Genomic DNA, 15,451 nt, shown 5'->3' with positions numbered 1-15,451 from the left:
GCTAGCCTTTGAATGCCGGCCCATTACGGGCCGGCATTGCTGTTTCTGGAGGATTGGTTTTTTGATTCAAGGAGCGACCGATCATGGATGATCTGGTGAAAGAGGTGATTCCGCTGTTGCAGTATCTGATCCCGGGTTTTGTCTCGACCTGGACTTTCTACACCCTGACGGCGTTCAAGCGGCCGGATACGTTCGGGCAGATTGTGCAGGCGTTGATTTTTACGTTTGTGATTCACGGGATGGTGCTGGGGATCGGGGCGGTTTGTGTGTGGGTGGGGGAGAAGGGATTTTCCGTAGGAAAGTGGGATGCCAAGGCTGAAGCGTGCTGGGCATTTTCTGCTTCGTTGCTGCTGGGGTTGATCGCTTGTTGTCTGGCCACCAATGGAAAATTGCATAGGTGGTTGCGCAGCAGAAACGTAACGAAACAATCTTCCTATCCCAGTGAATGGTTCTGCGCTTTCGCTCAGTATGATCGATTCATCACCCTTCACCTGGATGATGAAAGGCGCGTTCTAGGCTGGCCAGTCGAGTGGCCACCGGAGTCGAACACCGGGCAGTTTTTAATGAAGTTTCCACGCTGGCTCAACGACGATGGCAAGTTGGATCCTATTGGTGCCGAGTTTTTGCTGATAGATTCCGCGAAGGTTAAATGGGTCGAGTTCAGCCCAGCATCAGAGGAATCATCATGACTGCCAGAGCACCGCAACCAATGCCGAAACATTTGGAGCGCCTATTCGTCGGCCCCGACGGGAAGTTGCTGGACCAACCATTGATCAAGGGCCCAAAGGCACCGCCACCGCTGAAGCGTTAGCCGATACAAGGGGCGATTATTCGCCCCGGTTGTCAACGTCTCAGTTCAGGCTATCAACTCAAAGCGTTTGTACCAGCCAATCCCGAAATGCCTTCAGCGACGCCAACGACTCGTTGCGCGCCGGGTACACCAGGTAATAACTGCGCCGACTGCTGATCGGTTCCCCCAGTTGCACCAGCTCACCGCTGTGCAACTCATCTTCCACCAGAATCCTCGGCACCAGTCCGATACCGATATTGGCGCGCACGGCCTGGATCAGGTGCGACGTCATCTCGAAACTCGGGCCGATGCGCATGCTGCGATGGGGCAGGGCGTGGTGGCTGAACCACTCGGACCAGGCCTGGGCATTGCTGCTGACGTTGAGCAGCAGTTGCCCGGCGATATCTTCGTCGGCCGCACGACGTTCGGTATCGGACAACTGCACACTGGCGATCACTACCAGTTCTTCGGTGTGCAAGCGGTGGGCAGTCAGCCCCGGCCAGTCACCGCCGCCAACACAAATCGCCGCGTCGATTTCACTGGTGTCGAAGTCGATGGCTTCGATGCGCGAATGCAGGTGCACGGTCATGCCAGGGTGCGCGGTGTAGAAATCCTTCAGGCGTGGCAACAGCCATTTCGAGCCGAAGGTCGGCAGAGTCGCCAGGCGCAAGCTGTGAATGCCCGAGCCAAACGCCATGGCCTGCAGCGTTGCGCTGCGGATCTGCCCAAGGGCTTCTGACAGCTCGCGTTGGTACATGCGTCCGACGTCGGTAAGGATCACCCGCCGGCCTTCGCGGCTGAACAGGCGCATGCCGAGCATCTTTTCCAGAATCTGCACCTGACGGCTGACCGCACTCTGGGTCAGCGACAGTTCGTGGGCGGCGCGGGTATAGCTTTCATGGCGTGCGGCGGCTTCAAACGCCAGCAGCAACGACATCGAGGGAGTAAGAGTTCGCGGATTCATTCGTTTTAGTCATGGATTGCGGGTCGATTTTACGGTTGTCCCGGCATCGCTCTGCAATGAACATAAGGCCTATGAGATGGCGGGAGCGTGACGCAATCATTCATTGCGCACAACTGTTCACCGCCACACGGCCCGTTTTTGACCGAGATTGCATGTCCGATGATTGCCCAGCTGTCGCCTTCCACCGCGTTGAACACCGATTACCAACAGTTTCTCAAAGCCCTTGAAACCAGTGGCTTTCGCGGCGAAATCAGCGCCGACTACGCCAGCCGCGTGGTGCTGGCCACTGACAACTCGATCTATCAGCGCTTGCCGCAAGCGGCGGTATTCCCGCGCGACGCCGACGACGTGGCGCTGCTGGCACGCCTGATCGCCGAACCGGCTTACCAGAAAGTCGTGATTACGCCTCGCGGAGGTGGCACCGGTACCAACGGTCAGTCGTTGACCGACGGCATCGTCGTCGACCTGTCGCGGCACATGAATCGCATTCTCGAAATCAACGTTGAGCAGCGTTGGGTGCGGGTGCAGGCCGGCGTGGTGAAGGATCAGCTGAACGCGGCACTGAAATCCGCCGGGCTGTTTTTCGCTCCGGAGCTGTCCACGTCGAACCGCGCCACCGTCGGCGGCATGATCAACACCGATGCCAGCGGCCAGGGCAGTTGCACCTATGGCAAGACCCGCGACCACGTGCTGGAACTGCACATGGTCCTGCGCGGTGGCGAGCGCTTGCAAGGTCGTCCACTGGAAGAAAGCGAGCTGGCAGCGGAATGCGCCCGCGAGGGCCGGGCCGGCGAAGTGTATCGCTGCGCACGGCAGATCATCGATGAGCAGGGCGAGTTGATCCGGGAAACCTTCCCCGACCTCAACCGTTGCCTGACCGGCTACGACCTGGCGCACCTGCGCGAGGCCGACAACCGTTTCAACCTCAACAGCGTGCTGTGCGGCGCCGAAGGTTCGCTGGGGTTTGTGGTCGAGGCCAAGCTCAACGTGTTGCCGATCCCCAAGCACACGATGCTGGTGAATATTCGCTACGCCGGCTTCATGGACGCGTTGCGCGATGCCCGGGCGTTGATGGCGCTCAAGCCGCTGTCGATTGAAACCGTCGACTCCAAAGTGTTGTTGCTGGCGATGCAGGACATCGTCTGGCACGGCGTCGCCGAGTATTTCCCGGAAAGCGCCGGACGGCCGACGCTGGGGATCAATCTGGTGGAGTTCTGCGGCGACGATCCCGAGGAGCTGCAAGGCCGGGTCGAGGCTTTCATCCAGCACTTGGGCACCGATGCCACGGTCGAGCGGCTGGGCCATACGCTTGCTGTCGGTCATGCGGCGGTGAACCGCGTTTATGGCATGCGCAAGCGTGCGGTGGGTTTGCTCGGTAACGTCGCCGGTGAAGCGCGGCCGCAGCCTTTTGTCGAAGACACCGCCGTGCCGCCGCAACACCTGGCCGAATACATCGCCGAGCTGCGCGACCTGCTCGACAGCCACAATCTGCAATACGGCATGTTCGGCCATGTCGATGCCGGTGTGCTGCACGTACGGCCGATTCTCGACATGAAAGACCCGCAACAAGCCGCACTGGTGCGACCGGTGTCCGACGGCGTCGCCGCGCTGACCCAGCGTTACGGGGGCCTGCTGTGGGGCGAGCACGGCAAAGGCCTGCGCTCGGAATACGCGCCGGCCTTCTTCGGCGCGTTGTACCCGGCACTGCAAGCGTTGAAGGCGGCGTTCGATCCGTTCAACCAGTTCAATCCGGGCAAGATCGCCACGCCGGATATTCCTGGCGCTGCACTACTGAAGATCGACGAAGTGACCCTGCGCGGCGAACTCGATCGGCAGATCGACGAGAAAGTCTGGCAGGACTACGGCGCGGCCATGCACTGCAACGGCAACGGCGCCTGCTACAACTTCGATCCCGACGATGCGATGTGCCCGTCGTGGAAAGCCACTCGCCAGCGTGCGCAATCGCCCAAGGGCCGCGCCTCGCTGATACGTGAATGGCTGCGCTTGCAGGGCGAGGCGGGTGTCGATGTGTTGTCCGATGCCAGTCGCCGTCCGCCGTTTTTCAGCACGTTGCTGCAGCGCTGGCGCAACAGCCGCGCCCAGGAAAAGGATTTCTCCCATGAGGTGTACGACGCCATGGCCGGCTGCTTGGCGTGCAAGTCCTGTGCGGGGCAGTGCCCGGTGAAGGTCAACGTGCCGGACTTCCGTTCGCGGTTCCTCGAGCTGTACCACACCCGTTACCTGCGGCCGGCGCGGGATTACCTGATTGCCTCGCTGGAGTACACGATTCCGTACATGGCGCGGATACCGTTTCTCTACAACGGTTTGATGGGGGCTTCGTTCAGCCGTCGTTTGATCGAGCGTCTCGGCGGTATGGTCGATGTGCCGTTGCTCAGCCGCTTCGATTTCCATGCGGCGATGCGCCGCTGGCAGGTCCAGCCGGCGTCAGTCGATGCGCTTTCGGCGCTGACTCAGGCACAACGTGAGCGCAGTGTGGTGCTGGTGCAGGATGCGTTCACCCGGTATTTCGAGGCGACATTGCTGGCGGATCTGATCGAGCTGATTTCGCGACTGGGGTATCAGGTTTATCTGGCACCGTTCAGCGCCAACGGCAAGCCGCTGCATGTGCAGGGCTTCCTGTCGGCGTTCAATCGCGCAGCGTTGCGCAATGCCGGGCAACTGCGCGCACTGGCCGGGATCGGGGTGCCGCTGGTGGGGCTCGATCCGGCGATGACGCTGGTTTATCGCCAGGAATATCTGAAAGTGCCAGGGATGGAGAAATGCCCGGAGGTGGCACTGGTGCAGGAATGGCTGCTCAAGGTCATGCCGGAGCAACTCGATCAGCGCCGTGAGGAAACCTTCCGCCTGCTCGCGCACTGCACCGAGAAAACCAACGCGCCTGCCGCGACCCGGCAATGGGAGCAGGTGTTCGAACGTGTCGGTTTGAAGCTGACGACCCAGGCCACCGGTTGCTGCGGGATGTCCGGCACCTACGGCCACGAAGCCCGCAATCGCGAAACCTCGGCGGTGATTTACGAGCAGTCCTGGGCGAAGCAGATTGAGGCGCCGGTAGAGCGGGGTGAAGCGCTGGCCACCGGGTATTCCTGCCGCAGCCAGGTCAAGCGCCAGGCCGACCGGACGGTGCGTCATCCGTTGCAGGTGCTGCTTGAAAGGCTGCGTTCTGCTTGAGAACCGTTGGCAATTGAAGCGACTTTTCATGTTATAAGGTAACGCAAATATTCGGGCCGATTGCACCCTGCCCGATCGAACTCTTCACTCGATTGCGAACCCTTCATGACCCTTGCTGTTCCCCGAAACGTCCCGCCGGCGACTGGCCGGTTGTTGTCCATTGATGCGCTGCGTGGTCTGGTCATTCTGTTCATGTTGCTGGATCACGTGCGCGAAACCTTTCTGCTGCATCGTCAGGTGTCCGACCCGATGGACATCGCCGGCACCGAACCGGCACTGTTTTTCAGCCGCACTCTGGCGCATCTGTGTGCGCCGGTGTTCGTGCTGTTGACCGGCTTGTCGGCGTGGCTGTTCGGGGAGAAGTACGACGGCAAGGCTGACGTCAGTGCCTTTCTGTTCAAACGTGGTCTGTTCCTGGTGGTTCTCGAATTCACCCTGGTGAATTTCGCCTGGACGTTCCAGCTGCCTCCGACCGTGATCTACCTGCAAGTGATCTGGGCCATCGGCCTGAGCATGATCGCGCTGTCGCTGCTGGTCTGGTTGCCGCGCTGGCTGTTGCTGACGTTGAGCGTGACGATCATCGCCGGGCACAACCTGCTGGATGGTGTGCATTTTGGAACGGAATCGGCGCTGCATGTGCCGTGGGCGATCCTGCATGACCGCGGCTGGATCGAAGTCAGCGAGACTTTGCGCTTGCGTACGTCGTACCCGTTGCTGCCGTGGATCGGTGTGATCGGTCTGGGTTACGCGCTGGGGCCGTGGTTCGCTCGCGCTGCCGATTCAGGTCTGCGCCAGCGCCGCTTGTTGGTCGGTGGTATCGCCGGGCTGCTGGGTTTCGTGGCGCTGCGGCTGGTCAACGGTTACGGCGAAAAACCGTGGTCGATCAATGACAGCAGCCTGCAAACCCTGATGAGCTTTTTCAACATCACCAAATACCCGCCGTCGCTGCTGTTCATCACCCTGACGGTGAGCGTCGGTCTGCTGCTGTTGCTGGTGTTCGAGCGTGCACAGGAGCGACGCTGGATTCGCTGGCTGACGGTGTTCGGTTCGGCGCCGATGTTTTTCTATCTGCTGCACCTGTATGCGCTGAAGGTGCTGTACCTGATCGGCGTGGCGTTGGTCGGGCTCAATCAGGGCAGTCATTTCGGCTTCTCATCGGTGGCGGCGGTGTGGCTGGCGGCGATGGTGCTGGCGGTCGGGTTGTTCCCGGCTGTGCGTTGGTTCTCGGCATTGAAGGCTCGGCGACGGGACATCGCCTGGTTGAAGTACCTGTAACTACCCGGTTTTGCCGTCGCGAACATTGCGGGCAAAGTCGATGAAAGCCTTGAGCGGCGCCGGTACATGGCGTCGGCTCGGGTAATACAGATGCAGGCCGGGATAGTACGGGCACCAGTCCGCCAACACCTGCACCAGACGCCCGGCCGCGAGGTGTTCGCTGACCATGTCTTCAAACACATAGGCCAGTCCCAGACCTTGCAACGCCGGGCCGACCATCAGGCTGACATCGCCCAGCGTCAGCGGACCGTTGACTTCGATTTCCTGTTCAATGCCACCACGTTCGAATTCCCAGCGGTACATCGAGCCACTCGGGAACCGATGACGGATGCAGGGCAGGGCATGCAGGTCTTCGGGTTTCTGTGGCGCTGGATGTTGCTGGAAAAACGCCGGCGAACCGACCACCACTGAACGCAGGTTCGGCCCGACGGGCAGCGACACCATGTCCGCCTCCAGCCGATTGCCGAAGCGCACACCGGCATCGAATCCGGCAGCGACGATATCCAGCAGCGCATCGCTTTCGACCACTTCCAGACGAATGTCCGGGTAGGCCTGCAGAAACTCGCTGGCAATCGGCAGCAGCACCAGTTCGCACGCCTGGCGCCCGGAGGTGATGCGCAGGTTGCCGGAGGGTTTGTCGCGGAAATGGTTGAGGTCTTCAAGTGCATCTTCGATATCGCGAAACGCCGGTTTCAGCCGGGCGTAAAGCCGTTCGCCGGCCTCGGTCAGCGCCACGCTGCGGGTGGTGCGATTGAACAGCCTAACGCCGAGGCGGTTTTCCAGAGCCCGCAACGAGTGACTCAGTGCCGAAGGTGTCAGGCCCAGATCCACCGCCGCACGACTGAAATTCAGATGCTGGGCGATGCTTAGAAAGATCGACAGATCCGCCGTGGACGGGTTTTTCATTGATGAGCGCCTTTCACAAAGCCATGTAATTTTGTTGGGATTATCGCATCAGTAACACGGCTTTAAAGTCGCATCAACTCATCGAAAAGACCCGGCACTAACGCCAGGGTCACTAACAGGAGGAGTTGCTATGCGTACCTGGATGATTACCGGAGCTTCCCGTGGTTTTGGCACCCTCATTGCGGAACGCGCCCTGCGTGCCGGCGACGCGGTAATTGCCACCGCGCGCAAACCGCAGGACATCACGGATCGTCTCGGCGAGCACCCGAACCTGCTGGCGCTGCGTCTGGACGTCACCCGTGAAGACGAGGCCCACCAGGCGGTGGCAGAGGGGATCAAGCGTTTCGGCCGCATCGATGTGCTGATCAACAATGCCGGCTTCGGCGTGTTGGGCGCGGTGGAAGAAACCAGCGCCAGCGAAACCGAGCGTCTGTTCGCTACCAACGTCTTCGGCCTGCTCAACGTCACTCGCGCCGTACTGCCGCACATGCGCGCCCGGCGCAGCGGACGGGTGATCAACATCTCGTCCATTGGCGGTTATCAGGCCTACATGGGTTGGGGTGTCTACGGCTCGACCAAGTTCGCGGTGGAAGGCATCAGCGAAGCGCTGCATCAGGAACTGGCGCCGCTGGGCATACAGGTCACGGTGGTCGAACCGGGTTTCTTTCGCACGGATTTCCTCGACGAACAATCGCTGGTCAAGACCGCGCTGGTGCTGCCGGACTACGACGAAACCGTGGGCAAGATGCGTACCTTCGCCGAAGCCGCCAACCACGCGCAGCCGGGCGATCCGGTGAAGTTTGCCGAGGCCATGCTGGCGCTGGTCAATGCGCCGAACCCGCCGCAGCGGCTGGCGCTGGGCAGTGACACCATTGCGCGAATTGAAGCGAAGAACCGCTTGGTGGCGCAGGAGTTGGCGCAGTGGAATGAGCTGGCACTGTCCACGGATTTCAAGGACTGACACAACCCCCATTGAAGCCATCGCAGGCTGCGCTCTGTTGATCGCAGCCTTATTTTTTTCATTGGATGAAATCATGAAAACCGTCTCCCAATACCATGACGCCCGCGACAAACTGCTGATCCTCGCAGCCATTTGCCTGTCGGCACTGGTCCTTCCGTTAAGTTTTACCGGTGGCGCAGTGGCGACGCCGGCCATTGGCCGTGACCTGGGCGGTAGCCCGGTGGCGCTGACCTGGATCACCAATGCGTTCATGTTGTCTTTCGGCAGTCTGCTGATGGCGGCGGGGGCGTTGGCCGATGTCTATGGACGCAAACGCCTGTTCACCTGCGGCATGCTGCTGTTCACCGGGGCGTCGATTGCCCAGAGTCTGGCGCCTTCGGTGTTCTGGCTGGATGTGCTTCGGGCGATTCAGGGCGTGGCCGGGGCGGCGGCGCTGGCCAGTGGTTCGGCAGCGCTGGCGCAGGAATTCGAAGGCCATGTGCGCACCCGTGCCTACAGCATGCTCGGTACGACGTTTGGCATCGGCCTGGCGTTCGGGCCGTTGGTGGCCGGGGCGCTGATCGAAGCGTTCAACTGGCGTGCGATCTTTGTCTTCACCGCGCTGATCGGTGTGATCGCGATGGTGTTCGGCCTGCCGCGCATGCGTGAAACCCGCGACCCCGACGCCAGCGGTCTCGACTGGCCAGGCACCGTGACCTTCAGTTCGATGCTCGCGCTGTTCACGTTCGGAGTGATTCAGGCTCCCGAATGCGGTTGGGGCAGTCCGTTGGTGGTGGGGCTGTTGGGCGCCTCGGCGTTGTTGCTGGCGCTGTTCGTCATCATCGAAATGCGCGTCGAACGCCCGATGCTCGATTTGACCCTGTTCCGTTTTCCGCGCTTCATCGGGGTGCAGATGCTGCCGATTGGCACCTGCTTTTGCTACATCGTGCTGGTGGTGATGCTGCCGCTGCGGTTTATCGGTGTCGAAGGCTTGAGTGAAATCGACGCCGGCCTGCTGTTGCTGGCGCTGTCGGCGCCGATGCTGGTGGTGCCGATGCTCGCGGCTTCGATGACGCGTTTTGTTTCGGCCGGTATTTTGTCAGGCTTGGGCTTTTTGATTGCCGCCGTGGGCCTGCACTGGCTGAGTCGGTACAACGTCGACGAATCGAAATTCGCATTGGTGATACCGATGGTGTTGATCGGGATCGGCGCAGGTTTGCCGTGGGGCTTGATGGATGGACTGTCGGTCAGCGTGGTGCCGAAAGAGCGCGCCGGCATGGCCGCCGGGATCTTCAACACGGTGCGGGTGGCGGGTGAGGGGATTGCACTGGCCAGCGTGGCGGCGATGCTTGCCTCGCTGCTGCATACCGATCTGCAAACGGTAGCGGCTGGTGCCGATGCAGCGCTGATTGCCGAGACCGCGCATCGGGTGACGACCGGCGACATGGCTCACGCGATCAACACGGTTCCGGGGTTGGCTAACGAACGGCTGGTGCAGGGTTACGCCTCGGCGTTCCAGTATCTGCTGCACATCCTGACGCTCATCACCCTGGCGTCGGCAGCCGTGGTGTTGGGGCTGTTGAGCAAGGAGCGGACGGTATCGGAGCCTCAACAGGCCGCGGCATAAATGAAAAAGCCCGGAAGCGCAAAACGCTTCCGGGCTTTGTTCATTGGATCAACGGCGATCCAGCCACACGGTCTGCGCATTGCAGAACTCGCGTACACCGAAGTGCGACAGCTCACGACCAAAACCGCTTTTCTTCACGCCGCCGAAGGTCACACGCGGATCGCTGGCGGAGTAGCCGTTGATGAACACGCCACCGGTTTCCAGTTCGCTGGTCAGTTGCTGGGCCAGGGCGACGTTGGCAGTGTAGATCGTCGCGGTCAGACCGAACTCGCTGTCGTTGGCCAGGGCCACGGCGTGAGCACAGTCGCGAGCGGTGATGATCGAAGCCACCGGGCCGAACAGTTCCTGCCTGAACGAAGTCATGCGGTCGGTGACGTCGGCCAGCACGGTCGGCTCGTAGTAGTTGCCTGCGCCCTCGACCTTGCCGCCGCCGAGCAGCAGGGTGGCACCTTCTTCGAGGGTGTCGCGCACTTGTTGATCCAGTTCGTCACGCAGATCGAAACGAGCCATCGGGCCGATGTAGTTGTCGGCGGACAACGGATCGCCCATCTTCAACTGGCGGGTGGCTTCGACGAATTTGCGGGTGAACTCTTCGACCACGCCTTCTTCGATGATCAGGCGTTTGGCGGCGGCGCAGACCTGGCCGGAGTTCTGGTAACGACCAATCACTGCCGCTTGCACGGCTTCATCGATGTCGGCGTCGTTGAGCACGATGAATGGATCTGAACCGCCCAGCTCCAGTACGCATTTCTTCAACGCAGCACCCGCCTGTGCGCCGATGGCCATGCCGGCGCGGACGCTGCCGGTCAAGGTCACGGCGGCGATGCGCGGGTCAGCGATGGCGGTGGACACGCCTTCCGGGGTGACGTTGATCACTTCGAACACGCCATCGGCAAAACCGGCGCGGGTGAAGGCGTCGCGCAGCAGGTAGGCGCTGCCCATCACGTTCGGCGCATGCTTGAGCACGTAGGTGTTGCCGGCGATCAGCGCCGGAACTGCACCGCGCAGCACCTGCCAGATCGGGAAGTTCCACGGCATCACGGCGAGGATCGGCCCCAGTGGGCGGTATTCGATGCGCGCCTTGCCACCTTCGACCGGGGTCGACTCGGCGTTGAGCATGGCCGGGCCGTGTTCGGCGTACCACTCGCAGAGCTTGGCGCATTTCTCGATTTCGCCACGGGCCTGAGCGATCGGCTTGCCCATTTCCCGGGTGATCATGGTCGCCATGGCTTCGCTGCTGTCACGCAGAGCGCCGGCCAGCGCGGTCAGGGCACGGGAGCGGTCCTGCAGCGGCTTGCGTTTCCACTTGCCGAAACCGAACGCGGCGCGGGTCAAGGCAGCATCCAGCGCTTCGGCGGATTCAAAGGCGTAGTGACCGATCTGCTCGCCGGTGGCGGGGTTGATCGAGATGGCGTGGGTCTGGCTGGAAATCGGGCTCATGGCATCGTCCTGCGAGGTCAGTGGATGCGCTCAGAGTAGGGTGGCGTTTGATTTCTGGAAACTGAATAATAAAGAGCGTTTCTTTCACGATTGGAGAATGACTGTGGATCTGGTGCAACTGGAAATTTTCAAGGCAGTGGCCGAGCACGGCAGCATCAGCGCGGCGGCGGCGCAGATCCATCGCGTGCCGTCGAACCTGACGACCCGCATCAAGCAGTTGGAAGAGGATCTGGGCGTCGATCTGTTCATCCGCGAGAAAAGCCGATTGCGTCTGTCACCCGCTGGCTGGAGTTTTCTGGAGTACGCGCGGCGGATTCTCGACCTGGTGCATGAGGCGCGCGCCACAGTGGCCGGCGAGGAACCGCAAGGTGCATTCCCGCTGGGCTCGCTGGAAAGTACGGCGGCAGTACGGATTCCGGGTTTGTTGGCGACCTATAACCAGCAGCATCCGAAGGTCGATCTGGATCTCTCGACCGGGCCCTCCGGGACGATGATCGACGGCGTACTTTCAGGACGCCTGGCGGCCGCGTTCGTCGATGGCCCGGTGTTGCACCCGGCGCTGGAGGGCATCCCGGCATTCGAAGAGGAAATGGTCATCATCTCGCCGCTGCATCACGGGCCGATCCAGCGCGCTGCGGACGTGAATGGCGAGAATATTTACGCGTTCCGCTCGAACTGTTCCTATCGCCATCACTTCGAAAAATGGTTCAGCACCGACGCGGCCGTGCCCGGCAAGATCTTCGAAATGGAGTCCTACCACGGCATGCTCGCCTGCGTCAGCGCGGGTGCCGGCCTGGCGCTGATGCCGCGCAGCATGCTGCAGAGCATGCCCGGTTGCGCGACGGTGAGTGTCTGGCCGCTGGCGGCGGACTTTCGCTACTTGACCACGTGGCTGGTGTGGCGGCGGGGTACGGTGTCGCGCAGTCTCAGCATGTTCGTCCGGTTGCTGGAGGAGCGCGGCGTGGTGCGTGCAGAAGAGAATTGACACTTTGTGTCATGGTTGTATCTTAGGCGTCCTGTTTCGCAATATAAAAAACTATACAGCGCAAGCGATTAGCCAGAAGGAATCAGCGATGACCACAGCCCTGAGCGGTAAAGAAGCAGTAGGTGAGCGTTTTGTGCTGGAGACTATGCGCCACGCCCAGCAGTTGACCTGGAAGGCCGTGGACGAGATCGCCAAGGTAATCAACCCCGGCATGCGCGAATCCGAAGCCCATGCGCGAGGCAAAGAGATTCTCGTCGAGCTGGGCATGGACCGGATCTGGCATCCGCTGCTGATCCGCTTCGGCGCCAATACCCTCAAGACTTTCAAGGAACGCTCCGAAGGTGATCCGGTCCTGGGTGAAGAAGACATTTTCTTCATTGACATGGGCGTGGTCTGGGAAGGCCACGAAGGCGATGCCGGGGCGACGTTCGTCACCGGGTCTGATCCGCAAATGATTGCCTGTGCAGCAGCCTCCAAGGAACTCTTCGACAAGGTCGAAGCCTTCTGGCGCAAGGGCGTAACCGGTGTCGAACTGTACCGCTACGCCACCGATCAGGCCGAGGCCCTGGGCTGGAAGTTGAACCTGGACATCAAGGGCCACCGGGTCAGTGACTTTCCTCACGCGATTTATCGCGGCGGCAATCTCGGTGATTTCGATCAGGCGCCGAATGCCGGTGTGTGGATTCTGGAAATCCAGATCGAACACCCTGAGCTTCCCTACGGCGCCTTCTATGAAGACCTGTTGATCTGACACTTTTTGCTCAAGGAAACCTCATGATGACGTCAACAGAACCGACGGTGCTGCTGTTCTCCTACGGCACGTTGCAGGACCGCGCGGTTCAGCTCTCCAGCTTCGGTCGCGTGTTGCATGGGCGTGCCGACAGTTTGCCGGGCTATCGACAGGAAATGGTTGAAATCACCGATCCCGCGGTGCTCGCCACCAGTGGCAAGACACATCACCCCATCGTCCAGGCGAGCGGCAACCCGGCAGACGAGATCGCCGGCACGGTGTTCGAGATCACGGCTCAGGAACTGGCAGCGGCGGACGAATACGAAGTGGCGGACTACAAGCGCGTCAGCGTGCTGCTAAAGTCAGGAGTCGATGCTTGGGTCTATGTGCAAGCGTGACCCCGAAAGTGCAGCGCTGTAGTTGTTTTTACATAGCGCTAACTTCGATGATGCAGGCCGTTTCCTAACTCCAAAGTCAACAAAAGGACGTCCATCATGAAAGTCAGTGCCCGCAACGTATTCAAAGGTCAGGTCAGCCAGGTTCTGGAAGGCTCGGTCAACGCCGAAGTTGTCCTGACCCTGCCAGGTGGCGAGAAGCTGGTTGCAGTCGTGACCCTGGCCAGCCTCAAGAGCTTGGGCATTGCGGTGGGCAAAGAAGCCGTCGCCCTGGTCAAGGCGCCTTGGGTGATGCTGATGACCGAGTCCAGTGACATTCGCCTGTCGGCCCGTAACTGCCTGCAAGGCAAGGTGCTGAGCGTGACCGATGGCGCCGTCAACGCCGAAGTGGTGATCGAGCTGGCCGGCGGTTCGAAGGTCTACTCGATCGTGACCCGCGACGCGGTGAACGAACTGGGCCTGGCGGCTGGCGTCAGTGCCACGGCGGTGATCAAGGCTTCGCACATTATTCTGGGTGTGCCGGCCTGATCAAACGCGTGACTCTATAAAAAATGCCCGGTTCGGTGGTTTGCCGAACCGGGCATTTTTTTATCTATCTCAGAGACTGCCCGCCAGTTTCCCGGTCATCAGCCGCCGGCGATAAGCACTGTCACGACTGGCCAGCCAGAAATACAGCGGCGACGTCACCAGCAGCCCCACCAGCCACGACAGGTCCGCGCCGTTGATGTGCGCCGATACCGGGCCGACGTACAGCGGCGTGTTCATGAACGGAATCTGCACCACGATGCCGATCGCATACGCCAGCAAGGCCTGCGGGTTGTAGCGGCCGTAGATGCCGCCGTCGACCTGGAAGATCGAGGCGATGTCGTATTTGCCTTTGTGGATGGCGTAGAAGTCGATCAGGTTGATCGCCGTCCACGGCACCAGCACGACCAGCAACACCAACACCATGTCGACGAAGTGGCCGATGAAGTCCGACGACGCACCCACCGCAGCGAAGCAGCAGGCCAGCAGCACGATCAGCGAAATCACTGCACGGCTCTTGGCGGTCGGAATCCAGCGGTAGGCGAAGGTCTGCACCAGGGTGATCAGCGACAGCACCGCGCCGTACAGGTTGAGCGCGTTGTGGCTGATCACGCTGAGCAGGAACAGCACCAGCATCAGTGGGCCGATCGAGCCGGTGGCGAGTTTCACCGCGTCCATGGTGTCCATGCCCACCGGGGTTGCCAGCACGGCGACCGCACCGAAGATGAACGACAGGCTGGAGCCCAGCGCAGAGCCGAGGTAAGTGGTCCAGAATGTCGCGGCCACCGGCACATTGGCCGGCAGGTAACGCGAGTAGTCCGAGACGTAAGGCGCAAAGGCAATCTGCCACAACGCCGCCAGCGACACGGTCGCGAGCCAGCCCGAAAGATTGAAACTGCCACGGGTAAGGAAGTCAGCCGTTTGCACGTGCGTCAGGATGTAGCCGAAACCGACCACGATGCCGATCCCCAGTACCCAGGTGCCGATGCGGTTGAGCACATGGATGAAGCGGTAACCGATGATCCCGATGATCCCCGAACCCAGCGCGCCGATGACGATGCCGACCGGCACCGGAACACTGTCGACCACGCCATGCAGCGACTTGCCGGCCAGTACGATGTTGGAGGCGAAGAAGCCGATGTACATGACGCCGGCAATCAACACCACCAGCAGTGCGCCGAGGGAGCCGAATTGCGCGCGGCTCTGGATCATCTGCGGGATGCCCATCTGCGGGCCTTGCGCCGAGTGCAGCGCCATCAGTACACCGCCGACCAGATGGCCGACCAGAATGGCGACGATGCCCCACAGCAGATTCAGGTGAAACAGTTGCACGCCGAGGGCGCCGGTGACGATGGGCAGCGGCGCGATATTGCCGCCGAACCAGAGGGTGAACAGATCCCGAACCTTTCCGTGGCGATCTTCGGGCGGTACGTAGCCGATCGTGTGTTTCTCAATGAGCGGTGCGGACGTTGTTGCAGAGGTGGCCATGACGAACTCCAAGGCAAGGACGAGTACGTGGACGTACTTCAGTGAGCGCCGGCACGGACGGCGCATTTCTTGTTGGGGTTGATCATGGGCAAGGAAAGGGGAGAGATAAATTAGTAGTTTTGTTGCTTCAGACGTTAAAAAAACTAGGCTCTCCGGTCAGCTGAAAGCGCTCTGTTTCGGGCGTTTCAGCGACATGA

The 15,451-nt window shown here is 61.0% G+C and carries 13 protein-coding genes; 9 read left to right on the top strand and 4 right to left on the bottom strand.

Going from position 1 to position 15,451, the window contains the following annotated elements; translation table 11 throughout:
- The first annotated feature begins 83 nt into the window (after nucleotides 1-83).
- A complete protein-coding gene (locus M5B98_RS04450; RefSeq protein ID WP_248741961.1) occupies nucleotides 84-689 on the top strand; it encodes a DUF6338 family protein in 606 nt (201 codons plus the stop codon).
- A gap of 180 nt (nucleotides 690-869) precedes the next feature.
- Here the strand turns inward: M5B98_RS04450 and M5B98_RS04445 are convergent, their stop codons facing one another.
- Entirely contained in the window at nucleotides 870-1,754 is an 885-nt protein-coding gene (locus M5B98_RS04445) for a LysR substrate-binding domain-containing protein (RefSeq protein WP_248741960.1), read from the bottom strand.
- 159 nt (nucleotides 1,755-1,913) lie between these two features.
- Here M5B98_RS04445 and M5B98_RS04440 point away from each other — a divergent pair, with 159 nt between their 5' ends.
- Nucleotides 1,914-4,943 carry an FAD-binding and (Fe-S)-binding domain-containing protein gene (locus M5B98_RS04440; protein ID WP_248741959.1) on the top strand — a complete coding sequence of 1,010 codons (3,030 nt, stop codon included), beginning with the start codon at nucleotides 1,914-1,916 and terminating at the stop codon, nucleotides 4,941-4,943.
- Between the two features lie 105 nt (nucleotides 4,944-5,048).
- On the top strand, nucleotides 5,049-6,218 hold the full coding sequence (locus M5B98_RS04435; RefSeq protein ID WP_248741958.1) for a DUF1624 domain-containing protein: 1,170 nt from the start codon (nucleotides 5,049-5,051) through the stop codon (nucleotides 6,216-6,218).
- Here M5B98_RS04435 and M5B98_RS04430 read toward each other — a convergent pair whose 3' ends face one another.
- A complete protein-coding gene (locus M5B98_RS04430) occupies nucleotides 6,219-7,124 on the bottom strand; it encodes a LysR family transcriptional regulator (protein ID WP_248741957.1) in 906 nt (301 codons plus the stop codon).
- Between the two features lie 130 nt (nucleotides 7,125-7,254).
- Here M5B98_RS04430 and M5B98_RS04425 point away from each other — a divergent pair, with 130 nt between their 5' ends.
- Complete coding sequence (locus M5B98_RS04425) at nucleotides 7,255-8,085, top strand: oxidoreductase (protein WP_248741956.1); 831 nt, start codon at nucleotides 7,255-7,257, stop codon at nucleotides 8,083-8,085.
- Nucleotides 8,086-8,158: 73 nt separating this feature from the next.
- Nucleotides 8,159-9,691: an MFS transporter gene (locus M5B98_RS04420; protein ID WP_248741955.1), complete on the top strand. Its 1,533-nt coding sequence runs from the start codon at nucleotides 8,159-8,161 to the stop codon at nucleotides 9,689-9,691.
- Between the two features lie 48 nt (nucleotides 9,692-9,739).
- Here M5B98_RS04420 and M5B98_RS04415 read toward each other — a convergent pair whose 3' ends face one another.
- The gene (locus M5B98_RS04415) at nucleotides 9,740-11,131 is read right to left on the bottom strand and encodes an aldehyde dehydrogenase family protein (protein ID WP_248741954.1); all 1,392 of its coding nucleotides are present in this window, start codon (nucleotides 11,129-11,131) and stop codon (nucleotides 9,740-9,742) included.
- Nucleotides 11,132-11,234: 103 nt separating this feature from the next.
- Between M5B98_RS04415 and ptrR the strand changes: the two genes are divergently transcribed.
- The 4 genes from ptrR to M5B98_RS04395 all read left to right on the top strand — a co-directional run bounded on the left by ptrR (nucleotide 11,235) and on the right by M5B98_RS04395 (nucleotide 13,769).
- Entirely contained in the window at nucleotides 11,235-12,116 is an 882-nt protein-coding gene (ptrR, locus tag M5B98_RS04410) for a putrescine utilization regulator PtrR (protein ID WP_248742171.1), read from the top strand.
- An 88-nt stretch (nucleotides 12,117-12,204) separates the two neighbouring features.
- Complete coding sequence (locus M5B98_RS04405) at nucleotides 12,205-12,867, top strand: M24 family metallopeptidase (RefSeq protein ID WP_248741953.1); 663 nt, start codon at nucleotides 12,205-12,207, stop codon at nucleotides 12,865-12,867.
- A gap of 23 nt (nucleotides 12,868-12,890) precedes the next feature.
- Complete coding sequence (locus M5B98_RS04400) at nucleotides 12,891-13,244, top strand: gamma-glutamylcyclotransferase family protein (RefSeq protein WP_248741952.1); 354 nt, start codon at nucleotides 12,891-12,893, stop codon at nucleotides 13,242-13,244.
- A 96-nt stretch (nucleotides 13,245-13,340) separates the two neighbouring features.
- Nucleotides 13,341-13,769 (top strand): TOBE domain-containing protein, encoded by a 429-nt coding sequence (locus M5B98_RS04395; protein WP_248741951.1) that lies wholly within the window; start codon nucleotides 13,341-13,343, stop codon nucleotides 13,767-13,769.
- A gap of 69 nt (nucleotides 13,770-13,838) precedes the next feature.
- Here M5B98_RS04395 and M5B98_RS04390 read toward each other — a convergent pair whose 3' ends face one another.
- Nucleotides 13,839-15,254: a purine-cytosine permease family protein gene (locus M5B98_RS04390; RefSeq protein ID WP_248741950.1), complete on the bottom strand. Its 1,416-nt coding sequence runs from the start codon at nucleotides 15,252-15,254 to the stop codon at nucleotides 13,839-13,841.
- Between the last annotated feature and the right edge of the window lie 197 nt (nucleotides 15,255-15,451).

The organism is Pseudomonas sp. MWU12-3088 (genome assembly GCF_023242405.1).
GTDB classification, from domain to species: Bacteria; Pseudomonadota; Gammaproteobacteria; order Pseudomonadales; family Pseudomonadaceae; genus Aquipseudomonas; species Aquipseudomonas kribbensis.
This window is presented reverse-complemented; position numbering and strand designations above follow the sequence as displayed.

Bases quoted from the DNA above. Each gene is read 5' to 3' on its own strand.
- M5B98_RS04450 (WP_248741961.1), top strand. From the start codon at position 84: ATGGATGATCTGGTGAAAGAGGTGATTCCGCTGTTGCAGTATCTGATC.
- M5B98_RS04445 (WP_248741960.1), bottom strand. From the start codon at position 1,754: ATGAATCCGCGAACTCTTACTCCCTCGATGTCGTTGCTGCTGGCGTTT.
- M5B98_RS04440 (WP_248741959.1), top strand. From the start codon at position 1,914: ATGATTGCCCAGCTGTCGCCTTCCACCGCGTTGAACACCGATTACCAA.
- M5B98_RS04435 (WP_248741958.1), top strand. From the start codon at position 5,049: ATGACCCTTGCTGTTCCCCGAAACGTCCCGCCGGCGACTGGCCGGTTG.
- M5B98_RS04430 (WP_248741957.1), bottom strand. From the start codon at position 7,124: ATGAAAAACCCGTCCACGGCGGATCTGTCGATCTTTCTAAGCATCGCC.
- M5B98_RS04425 (WP_248741956.1), top strand. From the start codon at position 7,255: ATGCGTACCTGGATGATTACCGGAGCTTCCCGTGGTTTTGGCACCCTC.
- M5B98_RS04420 (WP_248741955.1), top strand. From the start codon at position 8,159: ATGAAAACCGTCTCCCAATACCATGACGCCCGCGACAAACTGCTGATC.
- M5B98_RS04415 (WP_248741954.1), bottom strand. From the start codon at position 11,131: ATGAGCCCGATTTCCAGCCAGACCCACGCCATCTCGATCAACCCCGCC.
- M5B98_RS04405 (WP_248741953.1), top strand. From the start codon at position 12,205: ATGACCACAGCCCTGAGCGGTAAAGAAGCAGTAGGTGAGCGTTTTGTG.
- M5B98_RS04400 (WP_248741952.1), top strand. From the start codon at position 12,891: ATGATGACGTCAACAGAACCGACGGTGCTGCTGTTCTCCTACGGCACG.
- M5B98_RS04395 (WP_248741951.1), top strand. From the start codon at position 13,341: ATGAAAGTCAGTGCCCGCAACGTATTCAAAGGTCAGGTCAGCCAGGTT.
- M5B98_RS04390 (WP_248741950.1), bottom strand. From the start codon at position 15,254: ATGGCCACCTCTGCAACAACGTCCGCACCGCTCATTGAGAAACACACG.